Raw genomic sequence first — 18700 nt, forward strand, 5'->3', positions numbered from 1 at the left:
GGAACGACGACGTTGTATACGATCCGTGCCGTGATGCTATCACCGGCGCGGTCCGGAGGGCGAGGCTTCTATGATGTGGGCGGAGGCCAGTGATGCGATATCTCGGCGAGAAGGTCATGCAGGTCCTGCGTCAGCTGCGCGGACCCGACACAGCGGATGCGGTCTTCGAGGCCACCGCGCTCATAGTCGGGGCGGTGTTCTTCGTGCTCGGCTTCGCCATCGGGTGGCCGGTCTTCTGGGGCCAGGAGATGGCGATCAGCGGCACCGGCTCGATCGGCGCGTTCGCCGCCTACGGCGGCGCGATCACCGCCGTCCTGGCGTTCGCGCTCGGGCGTCTCGTCGTGCGACCGGCGGCGGTCGCGCCGGACGGCACCCGCGATGGATTCAGCGTCCCCGGGGATCGGCTGCGCTGGTACGACCTGGCCGCCATCGCCTTCGCGCACGCCGCGATCGCGTACCTCGGATGGCTCGGAATCGCCGAACTGCTCGATCGCAGCTTCACCGACGCCCCGGTGTTCGCCTTCCCCGGGGCGATCCTGGTGGCCGTCGCGTTCGCTCTCACCGCCTATGTGACGTTCCTGAGCGCGGTGGCGCTCACGCCGATGGTGCTCTCCCTCGTCCTGGCGGTCTTCCTCGTGGTCGGCGCCTTCGCGGCGATGCTCGCCTCCAGCGATGTGCACTGGTGGCAGGACAACCTGTCGGCGCTGGGGATGAGCAGCAACAGCGCGTCTCTGGCCTTCAACGCGACGTTGATCATCGCCGGGGTCCTGGTGACGACGATCGCCCGCTATGCCACGGCGGGACTGCCGGTCGACGACCACGTCGATCGTCGCGGACGGCGCGTGGTGCGAGGCGGGCTGATCCTGATCGGGATCTTCCTCGCGTGCGTCGGGATCTTCCCGGTCGACGAGTTCTTCCTCGTGCACAACACCGTCGCCACCGGGATGACCGTCGCGTTCGCCGTGATCGTCGTGGGGCTGCCCTGGTTCGTGCGCACGATCCCACGGGTGTTCGTGGTGCTCGGGTGGATCTACGTGCTCGTGATCGTGCTGCTCGGCGTGTTCTTCGCCGTCGGCTACTACAACCTCACGGCGGTCGAGCTGATCGCGGCGGTGCTGATCTTCAGCTGGATCATCGTGTTCCTCCGGACCGCAGGATCGGTGCACCTCGCCGCATCAGCGCACCCCGCCGGGTCCGTGCACGCGGGGCAGCGGCCCGGTCCGACCCCGGCCTGAGCGTCGGTCCTCAGCGCAGCGGCTGCGTGGCATCCGCCGTGCGCTGCAGCGCATGGATGGTGTGCGCGTGCCGGCGCTGGGCGACGCCGACGAACAGGCAGTCCACCAGGGCGAGCTGCGCGATGCGGCTCACCATCGCGCCCGCGCGGAGGCGAGGCTCACGCGCCCGCGTGAGCAGGGCGTGGTCGCAGTTCTCGGCGAGCGGCGAGGCCGGCCCACCCGTGACGCCGATCGTGGTGCCGGATGCAGCCCGTGCCGTCTGGAGGAAGTGCACGGTCTCGCGGGTCGTTCCCGAGTGGGAGAACCCGATCGCCACGGTCTTCCTCGCTCCGAGCGATGCGGCGGCGCTCGCCTCGTGCGCGTCCGTCAGGACGATCGCCGCATGTCCGATGCGGAGCAGCTTGCGGCCGAGATCCGCAGCCGCCTGTCCGCTCGCGCCGATCCCGAAGAGCAGGACGCGGTCGGCGTCGTCGATCGCCTCGACCGCGGCCGCGAGCTCGTCGTAGTCGAGGTTCGCGACGGTCTCCTCGATGGCCAGCAGCTCGAGTGCGGCGACCTTCGCGGTCGCCTCCCGCAGGGTGTCGGCCGCGGAGATCTCGGATCCGAAACCGGATGCCGCGGGGAACTGCACGGATTCGCGACCGAGCTCTGTGGCCAGCGCCATCCGCAGCGCGGCGTAGCCGTTCACGCCGATGGTGCGGCAGAAGCGGACGACAGAGGCGACCGACGTGTCGCACCTCGCCGCGATCTCGGTGATCGTGCTGTCGACGACGATGGTGGGATCGTCGGCGATCGTCCGAGCGATGCGGGCCAGCGACGGCGGCAGCTTCTCGGCGGCCGAGGCGATCGTCGTCTGGATGCTCATGGCTCTCCTGCGTCAGAGGCGGATTTCGGGCGTGTGAACAATTCTTTCATGATCGGATGCTCGTGCGTAGACTATTTCCATGCCCTCTTCGCATGCTCTCGTCGCCGTCGACCTCGGCAAGTCGCGCTGCCGGGCCGTGATCGCCGAATCATCCGGCGTCGTCTCTGCCGCGGATGAGCGTCGAGTGCCCCGGCGTCCCGTGTACGACGGGATCGGGGCTCCCGGGCTCGCGGTCGCAGGGGGCGTCGACGCAGCTCTCGCCGCGATTCTGCCGATGAGAGATCATCTCGATGCACAGATCTCCGCGGTCTCGGTGGGTGCGGCCGGAGCCTGGGCCGCCCCCGAGGCCGCATCAGAGCTCGCCGCCGTCCTCGCCGATGCCTTTCACGTGCCCGTCGCGGTGACCTCCGACGTGGTGTCCGCTCATGCCGGAGCGCTCGGGGGCGGTGCGGGCGTACTGCTGATCGCCGGAACGGGCGCTGCGGCCCTCGGCATCGACGGCGAGGTGGCGACGCTGGTCGACGGGTGGGGTCCCGAGCTGGGAGACCTCGGCAGCGGATCCTGGTTCGGGCGCGAGGCGCTGCGTGCCGTCCTGCGCGCCTCGGTCGGGCTCGCGGTCGAGACCGTGCTCACCGATGCGGTCGCGGCGACGATCGGCGAGCCCGCCGCGGTTCCCGCCTGGATCTCCATGGACGGGCCGGTGCCTCGCCGTCTCGCGACTCTGGCGCCGCTGCTTCTCGATGCGGCGCAGAGCGGCGACGCCGTCTCCGCGGACATCGCCGCCGAGGGCATCCGCCTGCTCGTCGCGTCGGCGATCGCGGCGTCCTCGAGCAGTCGCGAGGTCGCCCTGCACGGAGGGCTCACCGACCATGTCTGGTTCCGCTCGTCGCTCGCCCAGGCGCTCCGCGCCGCTGACCGCACGGTCGTCGTCTCCTCCGGCGACGCCCTCGACGGTGCGCTCCTGCTCGCGGAGCGCACCGATCTTCCCCACGAAAGGTTCGTGCATCGTGCCGAATGAACACGCCAGACTGACCGCGCTCCTCGACGTCCTCTCGACGCTCGGCACCGAGGCGTCGACGACCGATCGCGGCGACCTCGATCTGCTCGACACCGATGAGCTCGTGCGGCGCATGAACGCGGAAGATCATCGTGTGCCGGCGGCCGTCGGCGAGCGGAGTGCGGAGATCGCCGCGGCGGTCGACGGCATCACCGCCCGCTTCCGCGCCGGCGGACGACTCATCTATCTCGGGGCGGGCACCGCAGGCCGCGTCGGAGTTCTCGACGCGAGCGAATGCCCGCCGACCTTCGGCACCGACCCCTCGATGGTGGTGGGGCTGATCGCCGGAGGCGAGACGGCCATTCGGTCGGCGGTCGAGAATGCCGAGGACGACGACGCGGCGGCAGCGGCCTCGCTGCGCGAGCTCGGCCTCACCGAGCGCGACGCCGTCGTCGGGATCTCGGCGTCGGGTCGCACCCCGTACGTCGTCGGCGGTCTGGAGTTCGCTCGGGGAGTCGGCGCGCTCACCGTGGCGATCGCCTCGAATCCGGCATCCGAGATCGGCGCGGTCGCCGAGATCGCGATCGAGGTGGTCACGGGGCCCGAGTTCATCTCGGGATCGACGCGTCTGAAGTCGGGAACAGCCCAGAAGCTCGTCGTGAACATGCTCACCACGCTGTCGATGATCAAGCTCGGCAAGACATATCACGGCGTGATGGTCGATCTTCAGGCGACGAACGAGAAGCTGCGCGCGCGCTCGATCCGCACCGTGACGGAGCTCACCGGCGCAGAGGTCGACCAGGCTTCCGCCGCCCTGGATGCGGCGGGGGGATCGGTCAAGCTCGCGATCCTGATGGTCGCCACGGGGGCGTCCGCAGAAGCCTCGGCCCACGCGCTCGACAGCGCCGACGGCATCCTCCGTGTCGCGATCGCCGCACTGTCGTGAGGGGTACCTTCGCCGCGTGCTTCCGCCAGGGCGTTCCCGATGACGACGCCGCGTCGACCGCCGAGGCCGACGCCGCGGCTCAGTGGGAGCAGGTGCAGCCCTCGCCACCTCCGCAGCATCCGGCGTCCTCGGTGACGTGCGCCTGAGACGACTCGGGAACATCCATCGCGGGGTTCTGATCGAGGAAGCCGTTCGGCTTGAACCAGAATCCGGCATAGTCGACCGGCATGATCGGCCAGTCCTCGGGGCGCGGGAAGTGCGTGAGTCCGAAGGTGTGCCACAGCACGATGTCCTCGCCGTCGAGCGAACGGTCGCCCGCCGAGTACTCCGGCAGGCCGGCGCCTCCCTGGTGCGCGTTCGGATACCGGCCGGCCGGCCAGATCTGCCCGTGTTCATGGCGGGTGGCCCAGAGATGCTTGGTCGCGAACGCCGCACGCGCGGCGACGGATGACGCCGGGTCGGCCATCAGCAGAGCGGTGGGCTCCGGGATCAGGTGATAGGCCGTGGGGCGGCCGACGTGGTTCGTCCGAGTGGTGCTCTGCACCTCCCACGCGCGCGCGACCGAGGTGTCCGCCTCCCGCTGCGCCCCGCCCTCGGAGAGCAACGGAGTCTCCGACCACGTGAAGGCATTGCCGAACGGGTTGTCCGGCCCCATCGGGATACGCTGCGCGTCGATCTCGACCAGACGGTTCTCCTCGCCGTCGACGGCGACATCGAGCCGTGCGCAGAACAGGTGCTGGTGCACCGGCGCGAAGACGCCCGGCGCGAGCTCGGTGGCATGCTTCTGCCGCACCCCCGGTTCGCCGGCGCCGGCGAACACGATCCCGGTGGCCTTGGCGACGACCTCGATCGAGCCGTCGAGGGAGAAGTGCCAGTAGAACCCGTAGTCGTAGTTGCCGATCGTCGAGAAGTACGACACCACGAAGCGGCGCGAGCGGCGCACGTCCGAGCGGCCGGCGAGGTCGGTGTGCTTCCAGAGGATGCCGTAGTCCTCCTCGTGCATGCACACCACGTTCGGGATGCGCACCGGATGGCCGTGGTCGTCGGCGACATAGCCGTCGAGGTAGCGGATCACCCCCAGGCAGTCGCAGCCGAGCTCGAGGTGGTTCGCGTTCTTGCCGAGAAGGTATTCGCCGGCGTCGAAGTAGCTGATCCAGAAGCGTCCGGGTGCGGTGTCGCCGTAGGGCACGACCATCTCGGGCACGCTCGCCCGACTGAGAACCGACCGTCCGTCGAACCTGACGTCGTGCAGCACGAGACCCTCGCGGGCGTTGAAGCTCACCCGCATCGACCAGTTCTCCCACTCGACGAGCGAGCCGCTGACGGCGAAACTGGGGCCTTCCGGCTGCGTGATCTCGATCGGCTTGAGCGAGGTGCGCGCGGCGCCCTGCACCTCGGGGTAGTAGTTTCCGTGGCCCGCCGGCACCGGCACGTCGCCCTCGTCGTCGATGCGGATCACGCTGTTCGTCGTGAGGTCGATGTGCACGACCAGCCCTTCGACGGGATGCGCCCAGGGGGAGTCGTGCTCGTCGTATTTGAGGAAGGTGAGAGAGCGGATGACCCGGCGGCCCACCTCATCGGCGCGGCCGGTGTACCCGGGTGCGAGCGGTCCGCAGAACGCGAGAGCCATGTGCGCGGCGAGTCCGCGGCGCGTCATCGCCGCCTGCCATTCTGGTGACGCCTTCGCGATCGCCTCAGCGCGCTCGTACTCCTCGAAGAGGTACTGGGGCTGGCCGTAGGGCGGCGCATCGTTGGGAACCCGCTCGTTGCGCAGGACCTCGCCTCGGGTGATCGAGACGACGACCTCGCTGGCGACACCCGTCGCGGTGTCGAGGAGGGTCGCGTCCACCCGCCGGTCGATGGGGGAGCCTGGTGACCATGCCGCGAGCTCCTGCTTCGTGGGCTCGTCGGGCAGCAGCATCGGCACGCGCACGGACTCGCCGAGAAGTCCTGCGGAGTCGAGCACGGCGCGCGCCGCGGCGATCTCGCCGCCGGTGAGCGGGTCGAGCGGATGCGGGGTCGGGATCCGGTCGATGGAGACGGGCTGGGGGTGGGACATCGGCGTACCTCACTATTTCGAGCGATCGCTCAATAAACGGATTGGATCGATGGTACGACGGCGCGGCGGGGCGCACAAGAGCACATCGTCAGTAGGCCGAGTGAGCGTGCGCGGCTGGCAGGTGGCGCGAGCGTGCGGGGTGTGGCAGTGACTCAGGCGCGCCAGGGCGCGAGGATGCTGTCGAGTACCGCGAGGTGAGCGTCCGCGCCACGGGGCTCGGTGACCTCCAGCACCTGCTGTCCGTAGGTGATCGAACGGAGCAGCGACATCACCGCGTGCTTCGGCGTGGTGGGGGACAGCTCGCCGTCGGCGACCGCTTCGTCGATGGCTTCGCTGATGCCGTTCTGCCAGGTCGCGCGAGTGGGGGAGCCGGCGTCCGGGTCTGAGGCGAGGGTCGCGAGGCGGCCCCAGAATCCGACGACGACATACGCTTCCGTGCGCGTCTCCGCGTCGACGGGGAGGACCTCCCGCATGAGGGCGTCGAGTCTGCTCAGCCCGCGGAGCCCTGTCGTCACCGACCGGATGCGCTCGTCGGTGCGTCGGGTGATCTCCACAGCGGCTGCACGCACGACGTCGTCGAATCCGTCGAAGTAGTGCCAGAGAGAGCCGGTGGCGACACCGAGCTCTTTGGCGACCGCACGAGACGACACCGCTTCGTGTCCGTCGCGAGCGGCGACGGCGAGCAGCGCCTCGGCGATCTGCCGGCGGCGCTCATCGTGGTCTACGACGCGGGGCACATGCCCCATCCTGGTGCATGAGCCATGGGTCTCGCTATTTTGAGCGATTGATCAATATGATGCGTGTGTGGATCACCTCCTCCCCGCAGCACCGTGGCTGATGGCGCTCGCCGCCGTCGTCTCCGCCGCTGCGTGCATCGCCGTCTGGCGGGCTGTGCCGTGGCAGGGGAGGCAGAGCGCCCTGATCATGGCAGCGGCGATGATCGTTATCGCGGTGAGCGGTGGCGATCCGCTGATCAGCTTGGTGACCGCACTCGTGCTCCTCGTCTCCGCGATGCTCGGCACGGCGGGCGTGCGCGGAACGCCCGCGGCCGCCACCTGCTGTCACCGTGCACTGGTGTCGCTCGTCATGGCGATCTGCTCGTTCGAGAGCCTGTCGACGGGCCAGGCGATGGCGGGGGCGGCCGAGGTCGGGGCCCACGGTGGGCATGGGCTCGGCGGGCTCCTCTCGGCGCTCGTGATCGTCGGCGTCATCGGCGTCGTGCTCTGGACGGTCGTCGCCGAGTGGGTGCTCGTCCCCGTGCATCAGGGGCGTACCGCCCGCCTGCTCGCGGTCGAGTCGTGGGCGATGGCGGCGGGAGTCTCCGTCATGTGCCTCGGGTTCTGACGGCCGGCCAGTCGGATCGGCCACCGAGGCCGGTCGGGGCAGCGCGTGGCCTCTGATTTCAGAACCCTCGCGCCCGGCGCGTACCCTGGACGCATCCCCCGAAGCTCACCCGGCAATCTCGCGCGCCGGCGACCTCGGCGCGCTCACACATGCAAGGACGCAGATGAACGTAACCGCCGCACCCTACGACGACTGGACGGCGAGAGAAGAGCTGGCCGAGCGGATGATCCCGCTCATCGGCGCTCTCAAGCGCGAACGCGACGTGGTCACCTCCCTCCACGGCCACCGACTTCTCGGCCTCTCGGCCACCGGCATCGTCGAGGTGCACGACAGGGTGGCGCAGCTCGGGCATGAACAGCTCCCGCTCGACGAGACCCTCGGGGTGCTCGAGGCGGTACACGAACTCGCACCCGGTGCGTCGTCGCTCGACCTCGCGCGCCTCGCCGCGGGCCACGCCGACAGTGACCTGCCCCTCGACGCGTACCTGGCCGAGGTGCTCGCGCCGGCGATGGGTGCGGTCGCGGCAGCGCCCACCGACGTCGTGCTGTACGGCTTCGGTCGCATCGGGCGGCTGCTCGCCCGCATCCTCGTCGCGCACAACGGGGGTGGCAGCGGTCTGCGACTGCGCGCGATCGTGGTGCGTCGAGGATCCGAGAACGACCTCGTGAAGCGCGCGTCGCTGCTGCTGCGCGACTCGGTGCACGGCCGCTTCGCCGGCTCCGTCACGGTCGACGAGGACGCCGATCAGATCATCGCGAACGGCACCCGCATCCAGGTGATCTACTCCGATGACCCCTCGACGATCGACTACACGGCGTACGGCATCGACGACGCGATCGTCGTCGACAACACCGGACGATGGCGCGACGAGGCGGGTCTCAGCCGCCACCTGGAGTCGGCGGGGGTCGCTCGCGTGCTGCTAACGGCGCCTGGCAAGGGCGCACTCAAGAACATCGTGCACGGCATCAACGACAGCACGATCGAGCCCGACGACCGGATCATCACGGCGGCCTCGTGCACCACGAACGCCATCACCCCGGTGCTCAAGGCGATCGACGAGGCCTACGGCATCGTGCGGGGTCACGTCGAGACGGTGCACTCGTTCACCAACGACCAGAACCTGATCGACAACTTCCACAGCGGTGACCGTCGTGGCCGGTCTGCCGTGCTCAACATGGTGATCACCGAGACGGGCGCGGCGAAGGCCGTGGCGCGGGCGCTGCCCGAGCTCGAGGGCAAGCTCACCGGCTCTGCGATCCGCGTGCCGACGCCCGATGTGTCGCTGGCCGTGCTGCACCTCGGCCTCGAGCGTCCGGCGGTCAAGGACGAGCTCAACGACTACCTGCGCCGCGTCTCGCTGCACTCGAAGTTGCGCCAGCAGATCGACTACGTCGAGAGCCCCGAGGTCGTCTCGACGGACTTCGTCGGCTCGCATCGCGCGGGCATCGTCGACGGCCTCGCCACCATCGCGAACGACCGGGATGTCGTGCTGTACGTCTGGTACGACAACGAGTACGGGTACTCGTGCCAGGTGATCCGCGTGCTCGAGGTCATGGCCGGTTCGCATCCGATCGTGCTCCCCGAGCGCCGTGAGGTGACGCTGCACGGGTGAGTGCGCGATGTCGGTCGTGCCCGGCATGATGAGGGCATGAAGACCGCGACTCTGCGCGCCGAGCGGCTCCGCTCGCATCGTCTCAGCGCTCCGGCGCGCACGGTGACGGATGCCGCGTCGCACATGCTCGCGGTGCAGAGCCAGGACTTCACCGCCGGGCGGTGGGTCCTGGCTTCGCGCACCCGTGGCGAGCCGCCGCTCCGCGCGGTCGACCGGGCCTTCGCCCGGGGCGACCTGGTGCGCGCGTGGACCATGCGCGGCACGCTGCACATCATCCCGGCGCGTGACCTGCGCTGGGTGCTCTCGGTGACCGCCGCGCGGCAGCGTCAGCAGGCGGCGGGCAGGCGTCGCGATCTCGGGATCGATGCGTCGATGGTCGCCGCGGTCGTGGCGGCGGCGGTGCCGCGTCTGCGCGACGGAGGACTCACGCGGGCCGAGATGTTCGAGGTGTTCGCCGGTATCGGCATCGATCCCGCCGGGCAGCGCGGCATCCATCTGCTGAGCGAGCTCACCCTCGACGGGCTGATCTGCCAGGGTCCGGTCGTCGCGCGCGATGGTGTGAGCCGGGAGCAGCGCTTCGTGCTCGTCGAGCAGCACATCAGCGAGCATGCGGCGCCCGACGATCCGCTCGCCGAGCTCTTCGTGCGCTACATCGACGGGCACGGTCCGGCCGGCGTCGCGGACTTCGCCTGGTGGTCCGGCCTCACGCTGGGGCAGGCGCGCGAGGCGCGGGATCGCGCGGCGGCGCGCGTGGCCGAGGTCGACGAGGGTATGTTCATCGGCGTCGCTCGTCCGCGGCGGTCATCGAGTGCCCCGGCGGTGCTGGCGCTCGGAGCCTTCGACGAGTACTACATCTCCTACGCCGACCGCACGGATGTCTGCGCCCCTGAGCATCTCGCTCTCGTCGGACCGGGCAAGAACGGCATGGTGCGGGCGACGCTCGTCGCCGACGGCCGGGTGATCGGATGCTGGACGCACGCGAGCGCCTCGCTCGGGTCTCCGCCGGAGCTCTTCGAGTCAGTGCCGGATTCGCGGCCGGTCGACGACGAGGCGGTGCGGGCGGCGCTCGCGCGGTTCACCCGCTTCCTCGACGGCTGAGTCGCCGAGTCGGCGCGGATCACTCGCTCGCGTGACGCCCGAGGAAGTTGTAGACCTCGTTGTCGTCGACGCCGGGGAACGCGCCACGGGGGAGCGGCGAGAACATGTGGGTGTGCACGCGGGCGCTCGGCCAGGCCTTCCCGTTCCACCGTTCGGTGAGGTCGGCCGAGGGGCGGCGGCAGCACGCCTCATCCGGGCAGGTCGAGACCGCGCGGTCGGCGGTCTCGCGTCCACGCCACCAGCGCGCGTCGTCGAAGGGAACGCCCACCGTGATCGAGAACTCGCCGTCGGTCGAGGCGCCCGTCTGCGTCGAGCACCAGAAGGTGCCGGAGGGTGTGTCGGTGTACTGGTGGTGTTCGTTCGTGCGGTTCTGCTGCGTGAACGCCGCGCGCGCCTGGAACTTCCGGCACACCCGCTGGCCCTCGACAGCGCCCGTGACGTCCATCGGCAGGGGGAGGTCGTCGTTCTCGTAGACCCTCGTGATCGCACCGGTGGCGTCGACACGGAGGAAGTGCAGTGACATGCCCAGGTGCTGGGTGAGGAGGTTCGTCATGCGCATCCCGGCCGCTTCGTGGGTCACGCCGAATGCGTCGCGGAAGTCTTCGACCGCGAGGTTGCGATCCTTCTTCGCCTGCTGCAGGAAGGCGACGGACGCCGTCTCGGGCATCAGGCACGCGGCGGCGAAGTAGTTGATCTCGAGCCGCTGCTGCAGGAAGTCGGCGTAGTCGGTGGGCGGGGTGTGGCCGAGCAGTCGGTGCGCCATCGCCTGCAGTGCCATGGACCGCAGGCCGTGACCCCCGGGGATCGATGCGGGCGGCAGGTAGATGCGCCCGTTCTCGAGGTCGGTGACCGAGCGGGTCGAGTGCGGCAGATCGTTGACGTAGATCAGTTCGAAGCCGAGCTTGTCGGCCATGATGCTCACGGTGCGGTGCGTCAGCGCGCCCTGCACGTGCCCGGCGGACCGCAGCTGCTTCTCAGCGAGTCTCTCGATGTCCGCGAGGTAGTTGTTCTGCTCGCGCATCCGCAGACGCAGCTCGGTGTTCGCTCGTCTGGCTTCTTCGGGCGTGGCGATCGCCTCTCGTTCGCGTCGCTGGAGTTCGCGATGAAGGCCCAGAAGCGACTCGATCGTCTCGTCGCTCATCCCCTTCGTGACGCGCACGGGGGCGATGCCGAGCTGCCGGAACACCGGGCTCTCCTGGGCGCGTTCGAGTTCGATCTCGAGAGCGGCGCGACGGTTCGGCGGCTCGCCAGAGATGAGGTCGGTGACCTCGGTGCCCGTCGCCAGCGCGATGGCCTGCAGCAGCGAGAGCTTCGGTTCGCGCTTGCCGTTCTCGATCAGGCTCAGCTGCGAACCGGCGACGCCGACGAGTGCGCCCAGCTCATCGAGCGTGAAGCCCTTCTCGAGGCGGTGGTGTCTGATGCGGTGGCCGAGGGTCGCGAGGTGGATGCCGGAAGGAGCCATTCCTTGATACTAGCGAAAGAAGCGCGATTCTTATCGCCCGGAATGGCAGAAAGTCGTGCACGAACCGGAAGAAGATGGAACAAACGCCCCTCACTTCAAAGGAGTAGTCATGGCGATCGCCGAAGTCTTCACCCCCCGAGCATCATCTGTCGCACCTGTGCGCACCTTCGGGACGGCTCCGACGTATGACACCCCTGCGATGGCAGAGCTCGCCGCCTGGGTCGATGAGATCGCGGCGCTCACGCAGCCGGCCTCGATCCACTGGGTCGACGGCTCGCGTGCCGAGAACGACTGGCTGCTGCGCGGGCTCGTCGACGAGGGCAAGCTGATCAAGCTGAACCCCGAGTGGCGTCCCGGCTCGTACCTCGCCCGCTCGCACCCCAGCGACGTCGCACGCACAGAGGGCCGCACCTACATCTCGTCCGAGAGTGAAGAGGATGCCGGCCCGACCAACAACTGGGCTCCTCCTGCGCAGATGCGCGAGAAGATGACCGAGATCTTCGAGGGATCCATGCGAGGCCGCACGATGTTCGTCGTGCCCTTCTCGATGGGGCCCGTCGGGGGACCGCTCTCGCACATCGGCGTCCAGGTCACCGACAGCGCCTACGCTGTCGCGTCGATCGGCATCATGACGCGCGTCGGCGATGCGGTCACCCGCCAGATCGCCGACGGCGCTCCGTGGGTCAAGACCGTGCACTCCGTCGGCGCGCCGCTCGCTGCGGGAGAGCCCGACGTCGAGTGGCCCTGCAACGACGACAAGTACATCGTGCACTTCCCCGAGACGCTCGAGGTCTACTCCTTCGGCTCGGGCTACGGCGGCAACGCGATCCTCGCGAAGAAGTGCTTCGCCCTGCGCATCGCCTCGGTCATCGCCCGCGACGAGGGCTGGCTCGCCGAGCACATGCTGCTCATCCGGGTGATCGATCCCACGGGCAAGGCGTACCACGTGGCTGCGGCGTTCCCCTCCGCGTGCGGCAAGACGAACCTCGCGATGCTGCGCCCGACCATCCCGGGATGGCGCGTCGAGACGCTCGGCGACGACATCGCGTGGATCCGCCCCGGTGAAGACGGCCGCCTCTGGGCGATCAACCCGGAAGCCGGGTTCTTCGGCGTCGCGCCGGGCACGGGCGAGTCGACGAACGTCACGGCGGTCGAGACCCTCTGGGGCAACACGATCTTCACGAACGTCGCACTCCGCCCCGACGGAGACGTCTGGTGGGAGGGGCTGACCGATCAGGCGCCCGCCCACCTCACGGACTGGGAGGGCAACGACTGGACGCCGGACTCCGGCCGCCCCGCCGCGCATCCGAACTCGCGCTTCACGGTCTCGGCCGCGCAGTGCCCGCAGATCTCGGAGGACTGGGAGGAGGCGGTGCCGCTCGACGTGATCCTCTTCGGCGGACGTCGGGCGACCAATGTGCCGCTCGTCGTCGAGGCCACCGACTGGACCCACGGCGTGTTCCTCGGCTCCAACATCTCGTCCGAGCGCACCGCGGCTGCGGAGGGCAAGGTCGGCGAGCTGCGTCGCGATCCGTTCGCCATGCTCCCGTTCTGCGGCTACAACATGGCCGACTACTTCGGTCACTGGCTGAAGGTCGGCCGTGGTCTCCGGTTCGACCGCGCACCGCGCATCTTCCAGGTGAACTGGTTCCGTCGTGGCGCGGACGGCCGCTTCCTGTGGCCCGGATTCGGCGACAACTCGCGAGTCGTCGACTGGATCATCCGTCGCGTCTCCGGCGAGGTCTCGACGGTCGACAGCCCGATCGGTCGCCTGCCGCTGATCGAGGACCTCAATCTCGACGGCATCGACGTGCCCGAGGCCGACCTCGAGGAGCTCTTCTCGATCGACACCGACGCCTGGAAGACCGAGGCCGACCTCACCGAGGAGTTCTACGACACCTTCGGCGACAAGGTCCCCGCCGCCCTCCGGGCCGAGCTCGCCTCGCTGCGCTACCGCCTCGACAAGGCGTGACAGACCGGGCGCCGGTTCGGGGGAGCCGGCGCTCGACGGCCCCCGTGGCCCCAGACCCGCGAAGGCGGGACGTCAGAGACGAACCCATGGCTGAGTGGTCTCCGGCATCCCGCCTTCGCGTACTTCTCCCGCGCTGCCCCCGTGTGCCCCTGCCGCGACGCTCAGGCGAGCAGCTGGTGCCGAGCCAGGTCGCGATAGAGCGGCGTCGACTCGATCAGCTCGGCGTGAGTGCCCTGACCGACCACTGCGCCGTCCTGCAGCACGACGATGAGATCGCTGTCGACGACGGTCGACAGTCGATGAGCGATCACGATGAGCGTGCGATCGGTCGAGACCGCGTCGATGGCCTCGCGCATGCGCTGCTCGTTCACGCCGTCGAGCGACGAGGTCGACTCGTCGAGCAGCAGGATCGGTGCGTCGGTGAGCAGCGCGCGGGCGATCGCGAGACGCTGGCGTTCTCCTCCCGAGAGCATCACGCCGTCTTCGCCGACGGGGGCATCGAGACGCAGCGGATCGCGATCGAGCACGTCGCCCAGGTTCACCGCGCGCAGCACCTGTTCGCAGGCCGCATCCGAGGCATCCGGCGAGGCGAGACGCAGGTTGTCGCCGAGCGTGCCGGCGAGGGTGGGGGCGTCCTGCTCGACGTAGCCGAACTGCGCGCGCAGCTCGTCGCGCGGGTAGGTGCGCGAGTCGTGGCCGTAGAGGCGGATCGAACCGCCCGTCGGGTCGTAGAAGCGCTCCACGAGCGAGAGGATCGTGCTCTTGCCGGCACCGCTGGGCCCGACGAGCGCGACGCGCGCACCTCGGGGCACCGCGAACGAGACGCCGCGCAGCACCTCGCGCTCCGCCACGGCGGCCGAGTCGTCGGTCGGTTCGAGGTGCGCGTCGGCCAGAAGCGTCTGCGCCTCCTTCGCGGCGGCGAGGCGAGCGGCGACCACGTTCTCGGGATAGCGGAAGCGCACGTCACGGAACTCGATCGCCGGAGCGAGGGGGTCTGCCGCATCACGGGGGACGGACGCGGCGATCTCGGCGTCGTGCTGGGTCTCCGTCGGCAGGTTCAGCACCTCCTGGATGCGGCCGAGGGCGCCGAGTGCCTGGTTCACCGAGGTGATCGCCCCGAAGGTGGTGGCGAGCGGCATCACGAGCATGAACAGGAACAGGATGAACGTGATCAGCGAGGCGATCGTGATCGTGCCGGCCGCGACCCGGAAGCCGCCGACGCCCAGCACCACCAGGAGCGACACCTGCAGTGCGACTCCGGCGATGGGGACCACGAGCGACGAGATCTTGGCGATCCGCACCCCGATGCCGTAGGCCTCCGAGGCGAGCGCCGACACGGTCTCGGTCTCGCGCTCGGTGGCTCCCGAGGCGCGCACGGTGCGGATCGAGCCGACGGCGCGCTCGACCCCGGAGGCGAGTTCGCCGACCTTCTCCTGCTGAGCGGTGGACGCGGTGCGGATGCGGCCGCTGAGCGCGGTGACGACGACGACCGAGGCTCCGATCACGACGACGATGAGCAGCAGCAGGACCGGGTCGATCACGAGCATGGCGATCAGCGCGCCGAGGAAGAGGATCGCGCTGCCGACGGCATCCGCCAGTCCCTGGGTGAGCACGGCGTAGAGCAGTGTCGTGTCGGTGCCCACGCGCGAGACGAGGTCTCCGGTCCGGCGGGCGTCGAACTCGCTGATGGGCAGGTGAAGGATGCGCGAGATCAGCTTGCGACGGCTCGAGTACACGACCGCGGTGCCGGTGCGCTGCAGCAGATAGTGCTGGTAGCCGGAGATGATCGATGACACGATCACGAGACCGACGAGGACCCACACCAGGATTCCGAGGCCCTGATCGGACTGCACGGCTTCGATGAGCTGCCCGACCAGCAGCGGTTGCGCGAGCGAGGTGGCCGCCCCGAAGACGCTGAGCACAGCGACGACGATGAGCGTGCGCCTGTGCTCGAAGAGGAAGGGGAGGAGCTGGCGGAAAGTGGCGCGCGGGCCGTCGTAGTGCGCGCCGCGTCCGCGTCGGCGTGATGTCGCCGTGCTGGACATGCGGGACCTCGTTCTGAAAGGGGGGTAGTTCGACCGTACTTCGTGTGCGGGCGGATCCTGTGGATGGGCTGTATGAGTGTCAGTGCCTGCCGAAACGGCGGTGCGCCGCCTGCTTCGAGACGCCGAGGGAGCTCGCGATCGCCTGCCAGGAATAGCCGAGATTGCGCGCCCGTCGCACCTGTGTCTCCTCGGCCCTGGCCAGCTCGCTGCGCAGAGCGGCGAGGCGGTGGAGCTCCGAGAGCGGCTCGCCGGCGTCATCCTGTGCGATGGCGGTCTTCATGGTCATGGGGAACCTCCTGCGTCAATACTTGTTGACGATCGACCCCTTGTCAACATGCATTGACGTTCATCTCCGTGCTCAGGATGCGAGACTGGGCCGATGCTGTCCGCATCGAAACCCGTGCCCGGCGACCGAGTCGCCGTCCTGTCGCCCGCCTTCGCCGCGCCCGCGGTCGCGCCCGAGCTCCACGAGCAGGCGCTCAGCCGACTCGAGCAGCTGACCGGACTGATCCCTGTCGAGTATCCGACCACGCGGCAGCTCGATGCGAGTCCTGAAGCCCGGGCCGCCGACGTGAACGCGGCCTTCGCCGACCCGAGCATCCGGGCGATCCTGGCGACGATCGGCGGTGACGACCAGATCCTGGTGGTGCCGCACCTCGACGCCGCGCTCGCCCAGGCCGACCCGAAGCCGTTCCTCGGCTACAGCGACAACACCAACATCCTCAACTGGCTGTGGAGCCTCGGGATCCGCGGCTACTACGGCGGATCCACGGCCGTGCATCTCGGTCCGGGGCCCGCGGTCGACGACGTGCATCTGCGGTCGCTGCGCGCGGCGCTGCTCGACGGCGGCACGGTCGAGATCACGGAGCCCGGAGAGTCGGAAGATGTGGGGAGGCGCTGGACGGACCCGCGCGCTCTCAGCGAATACGGCGATCGGGTCGCGACCGAGGACTGGACCTGGTCGGGTCCGGCTGTCCGCGTCGAAGGTCGCACCTGGGGCGGCTGCCTCGAGGTCGTCGATCAGCTCGCGCTGGCCGACAGGCTGCCCTCGGCGTACGACCTGCGCGGCGGGATCCTGCTGCTCGAGACCAGCGAGGAGCGTCCGCCGGCGAGCTGGGTGGCGCGATGGCTGCGCGGGCTGGGTGAGCGCGGCATCCTCGATGTGGTCGCGGGAGTGGTCGTCGCGCGTCCGCCCGTGAGCGATTTCGAGTTCCTCCCCTCGTCGACCGAGGCAGACGCGCTGCGCGCCGCGCAACGGGATGCGGTGATCGAGACGGTCTCGCGGTACAACCCCGACGCGGTGGTCTGCGTCGGGGTGCCTTTCGGCCACACGCGGCCGCAGTGGATCGTGCCGTTCGGCGGGACGATGGTGCTCGACGGCTCGACGCGCACCATCCACGCCGCCTACTGACCGCCGGACGACGAAGGGCGGCACCTCCCGAGGAGATGCCGCCCTTCGCGTGGACGAGCGCGTCAGAGTTCGACGGCGGCCGCGACTCCGAGATCCGATTCGTAGTCGTTGTCCTTGGTCTCCTTCGACAGCAGGAGCGCGATGAAGGTCAGCACGCCCATCGCCGACAGGTACAGTCCCACCAGCCACGGAGCGCCGTCGCCGAGCTCCCAGAGCCAGAGCGCGATGAGCGGAGCGACGGCTGCGCCGAGGATCGACGAGACGTTGTAGGAGATCGCGGATCCCGTGTAGCGGACGTTCGTCGGGAAGAGCTCGGGCAGCAGCGCTCCCATCGGACCGAACGTCGCGCCCATGAGCATGAACCCGAACACGAGGAACGCCTGCGCGAGGGCGCCCGTGAACTTCGGGTCCATCGCGGGGAGCAGGAACGCATTGAACGTGAAGCCGAACACGATGATGAGCCCGGTGACCCACAGCAGCAGCTTGCGACGCCCGATCGTGTCGGCGATGGGACCGGAGAGCAGGGTGAAGATGCCGAAGAACACGACGCCGACGATCTGCATGAGCACGAAGTCCGTGTAGGCGAACCCGAGTCCCGGATAGAACTGCGCGGCGAAGGCCGAGGCGTCGAAGTCCTTGCCCGTCGCCTCGGCAGCGGCCTGAGCGGCGGCGGACGCCGTCTCGAGCGTGGCCGGCTTGGTGCCGTACGCCAGGGTGAAGTTGGTCATCAGGTAGAACAGCACGTAGGTCGCCAGCATGATGAATGTGCCGAGGATCAGCTGCTTCCAGTGGTGGCGGAACACCGTCGCGAGGGGCAGCTTGCGGATCGCGCCCTTCTTCTCGGCCTTCTTGAAGGTGTCGGACTCGACGAGCTTCAGACGCACCCACAGGCCGATGATGACCATGACGGCCGAGAACAGGAACGGGATGCGCCAGCCCCACGACAGGAAGGCCTCGGACTTCAGCGCGGGGTTGTCGGCGTGGGGAAGCAGCCAGTTGATGCCGAGGAAGAGGAAGTTGGCGATGATGAAGCCGAGCGGCGCGCCCAGCTGCGGGAACGTGCCGTACCAGGCGCGCTTGCCGGCCGGAGCATTCTCGGTGGCGACCAGCGCGGCACCCGACCACTCGCCGCCGAGGGCGAAGCCCTGAGCGAGGCGCAGGATCAGCAGCAGCAGTGCCGCCCACCAGCCGATCTGCTGGAACGTGGGAAGGAGGCCGATGATGAAGGTCGCGATGCCCATCGTGAGCAGCGAGGCGACGAGCGTCGCCTTGCGTCCGAACTTGTCGCCGAAGTGGCCGAAGACGACCGCGCCGATGGGCCGGGCGACCATGGCGGCGCCGAACACGGCGAACGATGACAGCAGCGACGTGGTGTCGTTGCCGGTGGGGAAGAACAGCACGGGGAACACGAGCACGGCCGCTGTCGCATAGGCGTAGAAGTCGTAGAACTCGATCGTGGTGCCGACCAGGCTCGCCGTGATGACACGCGAACGCGGGTTCGCGGGGGCGGTGGACGTACTCATACAGCTCCTTAGATCCATGGCCCGGTATACCAAGGCACCGAGAGATCCTACGCCTTCCTGAACGTTTGCTGGGTGCGTGTGACATCCCGCTGGACCGCGTGCGTAGAGTCGGAGGCGGATGCCCGTGCCCA

15 protein-coding genes are annotated in these 18700 nt (G+C 69.2%); 8 read left to right on the top strand and 7 right to left on the bottom strand.

Annotated elements, in window-relative coordinates; translation table 11 throughout:
• Positions 1 to 92: 92 nt before the first annotated feature.
• Positions 93 to 1235, top strand: coding sequence for a DUF998 domain-containing protein (locus SOM10_RS16860; RefSeq protein ID WP_320491238.1), 1143 nt, complete (start codon positions 93 to 95; stop codon positions 1233 to 1235).
• A gap of 10 nt (positions 1236 to 1245) precedes the next feature.
• On the opposite strand, the gene SOM10_RS16865 is transcribed toward SOM10_RS16860, so the two are convergent.
• Complete coding sequence (locus tag SOM10_RS16865; protein ID WP_187249329.1) at positions 1246 to 2100, bottom strand: MurR/RpiR family transcriptional regulator; 855 nt, start codon at positions 2098 to 2100, stop codon at positions 1246 to 1248.
• 79 nt (positions 2101 to 2179) lie between these two features.
• On the opposite strand from SOM10_RS16865, the gene SOM10_RS16870 reads away from it, so the two are divergent.
• Positions 2180 to 3118 carry an N-acetylglucosamine kinase gene (locus SOM10_RS16870; protein WP_320491239.1) on the top strand — a complete coding sequence of 313 codons (939 nt, stop codon included), beginning with the start codon at positions 2180 to 2182 and terminating at the stop codon, positions 3116 to 3118.
• Complete coding sequence (gene murQ, locus SOM10_RS16875; RefSeq protein ID WP_056277815.1) at positions 3108 to 4043, top strand: N-acetylmuramic acid 6-phosphate etherase; 936 nt, start codon at positions 3108 to 3110, stop codon at positions 4041 to 4043. Before SOM10_RS16870 ends, murQ begins: the two co-directional genes overlap by 11 nt.
• A 79-nt stretch (positions 4044 to 4122) precedes the next feature.
• Here murQ and SOM10_RS16880 read toward each other — a convergent pair whose 3' ends face one another.
• Together SOM10_RS16880 and SOM10_RS16885 are read right to left on the bottom strand one after the other, a co-directional pair.
• The gene (locus tag SOM10_RS16880; protein WP_320491240.1) at positions 4123 to 6102 is read right to left on the bottom strand and encodes a primary-amine oxidase; all 1980 of its coding nucleotides are present in this window, start codon (positions 6100 to 6102) and stop codon (positions 4123 to 4125) included.
• Positions 6103 to 6254: 152 nt separating this feature from the next.
• Positions 6255 to 6839: a TetR/AcrR family transcriptional regulator gene (locus SOM10_RS16885; RefSeq protein ID WP_053095466.1), complete on the bottom strand. Its 585-nt coding sequence runs from the start codon at positions 6837 to 6839 to the stop codon at positions 6255 to 6257.
• A gap of 67 nt (positions 6840 to 6906) precedes the next feature.
• On the opposite strand from SOM10_RS16885, the gene SOM10_RS16890 reads away from it, so the two are divergent.
• The 3 genes from SOM10_RS16890 (at position 6907) to SOM10_RS16900 (ending at position 10156) form a co-directional block, all read left to right on the top strand.
• Positions 6907 to 7446, top strand: a complete 540-nt coding sequence (locus SOM10_RS16890; protein ID WP_320491242.1) for a hypothetical protein — start codon at positions 6907 to 6909, stop codon at positions 7444 to 7446.
• Positions 7447 to 7609: 163 nt separating this feature from the next.
• Positions 7610 to 9058 carry a glyceraldehyde-3-phosphate dehydrogenase gene (locus SOM10_RS16895; RefSeq protein WP_320491243.1) on the top strand — a complete coding sequence of 483 codons (1449 nt, stop codon included), beginning with the start codon at positions 7610 to 7612 and terminating at the stop codon, positions 9056 to 9058.
• A gap of 36 nt (positions 9059 to 9094) precedes the next feature.
• Positions 9095 to 10156, top strand: coding sequence for a winged helix DNA-binding domain-containing protein (locus tag SOM10_RS16900; RefSeq protein WP_320491245.1), 1062 nt, complete (start codon positions 9095 to 9097; stop codon positions 10154 to 10156).
• 19 nt (positions 10157 to 10175) lie between these two features.
• On the opposite strand, the gene SOM10_RS16905 is transcribed toward SOM10_RS16900, so the two are convergent.
• Complete coding sequence (locus tag SOM10_RS16905) at positions 10176 to 11618, bottom strand: XRE family transcriptional regulator (RefSeq protein WP_056277833.1); 1443 nt, start codon at positions 11616 to 11618, stop codon at positions 10176 to 10178.
• 109 nt (positions 11619 to 11727) lie between these two features.
• Between SOM10_RS16905 and SOM10_RS16910 the strand changes: the two genes are divergently transcribed.
• A complete protein-coding gene (locus SOM10_RS16910; protein ID WP_053095471.1) occupies positions 11728 to 13590 on the top strand; it encodes a phosphoenolpyruvate carboxykinase (GTP) in 1863 nt (620 codons plus the stop codon).
• A gap of 161 nt (positions 13591 to 13751) precedes the next feature.
• Here the strand turns inward: SOM10_RS16910 and SOM10_RS16915 are convergent, their stop codons facing one another.
• Positions 13752 to 15635, bottom strand: a complete 1884-nt coding sequence (locus SOM10_RS16915; protein WP_056277840.1) for an ABC transporter ATP-binding protein — start codon at positions 15633 to 15635, stop codon at positions 13752 to 13754.
• Positions 15636 to 15714: 79 nt separating this feature from the next.
• A complete protein-coding gene (locus tag SOM10_RS16920; RefSeq protein ID WP_053095473.1) occupies positions 15715 to 15921 on the bottom strand; it encodes a hypothetical protein in 207 nt (68 codons plus the stop codon).
• A gap of 93 nt (positions 15922 to 16014) precedes the next feature.
• Between SOM10_RS16920 and SOM10_RS16925 the strand changes: the two genes are divergently transcribed.
• Positions 16015 to 17046, top strand: a complete 1032-nt coding sequence (locus tag SOM10_RS16925; protein WP_320491249.1) for a S66 family peptidase — start codon at positions 16015 to 16017, stop codon at positions 17044 to 17046.
• Positions 17047 to 17108: 62 nt separating this feature from the next.
• Here SOM10_RS16925 and SOM10_RS16930 read toward each other — a convergent pair whose 3' ends face one another.
• Positions 17109 to 18569 (bottom strand): MFS transporter, encoded by a 1461-nt coding sequence (locus tag SOM10_RS16930; RefSeq protein ID WP_053095475.1) that lies wholly within the window; start codon positions 18567 to 18569, stop codon positions 17109 to 17111.
• Between the last annotated feature and the right edge of the window lie 131 nt (positions 18570 to 18700).

The sequence above is a fragment of the Microbacterium sp. CFBP9023 genome (assembly GCF_034045055.1).
Classification (GTDB): Bacteria; Actinomycetota; Actinomycetes; order Actinomycetales; family Microbacteriaceae; genus Microbacterium.

What these genes read in the sequence shown, in the direction of transcription:
- SOM10_RS16860 (WP_320491238.1), top strand. Translation starts at nt 93, where the DNA reads ATGCGATATCTCGGCGAGAAGGTCATGCAGGTCCTGCGTCAGCTGCGC.
- SOM10_RS16865 (WP_187249329.1), bottom strand. Translation starts at nt 2,100, where the DNA reads ATGAGCATCCAGACGACGATCGCCTCGGCCGCCGAGAAGCTGCCGCCG.
- SOM10_RS16870 (WP_320491239.1), top strand. Translation starts at nt 2,180, where the DNA reads ATGCCCTCTTCGCATGCTCTCGTCGCCGTCGACCTCGGCAAGTCGCGC.
- SOM10_RS16880 (WP_320491240.1), bottom strand. Translation starts at nt 6,102, where the DNA reads ATGTCCCACCCCCAGCCCGTCTCCATCGACCGGATCCCGACCCCGCAT.
- SOM10_RS16895 (WP_320491243.1), top strand. Translation starts at nt 7,610, where the DNA reads ATGAACGTAACCGCCGCACCCTACGACGACTGGACGGCGAGAGAAGAG.
- SOM10_RS16900 (WP_320491245.1), top strand. Translation starts at nt 9,095, where the DNA reads ATGAAGACCGCGACTCTGCGCGCCGAGCGGCTCCGCTCGCATCGTCTC.
- SOM10_RS16905 (WP_056277833.1), bottom strand. Translation starts at nt 11,618, where the DNA reads ATGGCTCCTTCCGGCATCCACCTCGCGACCCTCGGCCACCGCATCAGA.
- SOM10_RS16910 (WP_053095471.1), top strand. Translation starts at nt 11,728, where the DNA reads ATGGCGATCGCCGAAGTCTTCACCCCCCGAGCATCATCTGTCGCACCT.
- SOM10_RS16915 (WP_056277840.1), bottom strand. Translation starts at nt 15,635, where the DNA reads ATGTCCAGCACGGCGACATCACGCCGACGCGGACGCGGCGCGCACTAC.
- SOM10_RS16920 (WP_053095473.1), bottom strand. Translation starts at nt 15,921, where the DNA reads ATGACCATGAAGACCGCCATCGCACAGGATGACGCCGGCGAGCCGCTC.
- SOM10_RS16925 (WP_320491249.1), top strand. Translation starts at nt 16,015, where the DNA reads ATGCTGTCCGCATCGAAACCCGTGCCCGGCGACCGAGTCGCCGTCCTG.
- SOM10_RS16930 (WP_053095475.1), bottom strand. Translation starts at nt 18,569, where the DNA reads ATGAGTACGTCCACCGCCCCCGCGAACCCGCGTTCGCGTGTCATCACG.